A 1,855-nucleotide genomic window follows, 5' to 3' on the forward strand; every position below is an offset into this window, starting at 1 on the left:
CGCCGCCGCCGCCCGGCGCCCGCCGCCGCCCGCGCCGCCGCCCGCGCCGCGCCGCCGCCCAATGAATATGGCAGTTGTTGTCGCTATGTTGCCCTGGAAGCGACAACAACTGCCATATTGAGCCCGTTCGGGCACGCCTGTCGGGGGCCGAGCCGATCGCGCCCGGCCGATCTTGCCAGAGCGGCAAGCCGAGCGGAGAGGCTGAGCCCGCCGCGGGTATGCTGTGCGCATGAACGCTAGACCCGTGCTCGTAAGCTCGTGCCTCGCGGGTATGCCGTGCCGCTACGACGGCAACGCGCGGCCCGACCCGACGATCGTCGAGGCGGTGCGTGCGGGGCGGGCGATCCCGGCATGCGCGGAGCAGCTCGGAGACCTCCCGACGCCCAGGCCGCCGGCGGAGATCGTCGGGGGAGACGGTGGCGACGTGCTCGACGGCACGGCCGCGGTGATAGATATTCACGGTAAAGACGTGTCTGCCCCGTTCGTGCGCGGAGCCGAGATCGTTGCCGACATCGCGGCGAAGCGCGGCATCACCGAGGCTGTGTTGCAGGCGCGCAGCCCGTCGTGCGGCTGCGGCACGGTCTACGACGGCAGCCACAGCGGCGAGCTCGTGAGTGGTGACGGGGTGCTCACCGCGCTCCTCAAGCGGCGCGGAATTCGGGTCACGCCGGTGCGTGGCGCGCGGGATCCTGAACGCAGCTGACCACACGCTGCGTGCCGGGTCTGTGCTTGACTAAGTAACTCGCGACGGGTACGGTCGGAGACAACCGAGGGAGAAGCGCAATGACCGCGAGACACAACCCCGCGACACAAACAGTGCGTGCGGTGGGGGCCATGTTTGGTGCGTGTGTGCTCGCCCTCAGCCTGGCCGGGTGCGCCGACAGCGGCGCTGACAGGGTGCGCGCCGTGCTCGCGCGGGATGCGACCTCGGCCGACTCGCCGCCGCCAGAAATCGATGCGAAGAACGTCTCGCCCGGCTCGTTTCGCCTTGTGGGCGCCGATAGCGCCGGCACCGAGTACTATCTCGGTACGCATGTGGGCGAGGGGGTCTGCCTGCTGGTCTACCCGGTCGCTGAGGGGTGGACGCTTGGCTGCGGCGCCGCTGAAGGCCTATCGGTCGGCGCCGGGGCCACTACCGCGTGGGTTGGAGCTGCTGATCTCAGCGGCATGACCGCGACAGAGAACCTCGCAGAGACGGTCTACATTCGGCAAGGTTAACCTGAGGCGCTAGCAAGCGGCTGCGCTTAGCGAAGCTGGGCCTTCGCGCGGCGGAGGCCGTGCGCTCGGAGCTGGCACCGGTGGCATCGTCACCGCGCGCTCAACTGTGGCGTCGGCGCTGCCTTGCGCGCGGCTCAACTGTGGCGTCGCACGGTTCAACTGCGGAGCCCCCGCTGCCCGACGCGCGGCTCAGCTGTGCGTGGTGCCCCGCTGCCGCCTCGGGCACCGACCTCCCCGGTTGCGGTGCACTACCGCGCCCGCCCCGAGCATGGCAGAATAAACATCAGATGAAGATCAGGTTAGGCTAACCTTGGGAAAGGTAGCCATGGCAACCTCGGCTTCATCAGATGAATGGCAGAGTGGTCTCGGCTCGCCCGCGGGTGGGCCCGCTGCGAGTAGCAGTGCCCTTCATCGACCGCAGATCTCATGCCTGAACAGAGTGATAGCCCATGCCGATTTCCTCCCGCCTCACCTCGTGGCTCGCGGCCACTACCGTCGCGGCCCTCTTGACCGCTGGTGCGCCGACCGGCATCGCCCACGCGGCCGCCGCGGCCGATGCGGTTGGTGCGGGGGCCGGCCCCGTTGCGGTTGCGCCCGCGCCCGCGCCCGCGCCCGCGCCCGCGCCCGCGCCCGCGCC

At 70.2% G+C, this 1,855-nt stretch carries 3 protein-coding genes; all 3 read left to right on the top strand.

All coding sequences use genetic code 11. The features are described 5' to 3' along the window. The first annotated feature begins 229 nt into the window (after nucleotides 1–229). Nucleotides 230–703: a 2-thiouracil desulfurase family protein gene (locus tag ABD115_RS08100; RefSeq protein WP_343960094.1), complete on the top strand. Its 474-nt coding sequence runs from the start codon at nucleotides 230–232 to the stop codon at nucleotides 701–703. Nucleotides 704–783: 80 nt separating this feature from the next. After that, entirely contained in the window at nucleotides 784–1,218 is a 435-nt protein-coding gene (locus ABD115_RS08105) for a hypothetical protein (RefSeq protein WP_343960096.1), read from the top strand. Nucleotides 1,219–1,667: 449 nt separating this feature from the next. Further along, nucleotides 1,668–1,855, top strand: a 188-nt coding sequence (locus tag ABD115_RS08110; protein WP_343960098.1) for a hypothetical protein, incomplete at its 3' end; no start/stop codon positions are given.

Origin of the sequence: Leucobacter albus (assembly GCF_039528015.1) — a bacterium.
GTDB classification, from domain to species: domain Bacteria; phylum Actinomycetota; class Actinomycetes; order Actinomycetales; family Microbacteriaceae; genus Leucobacter; species Leucobacter albus.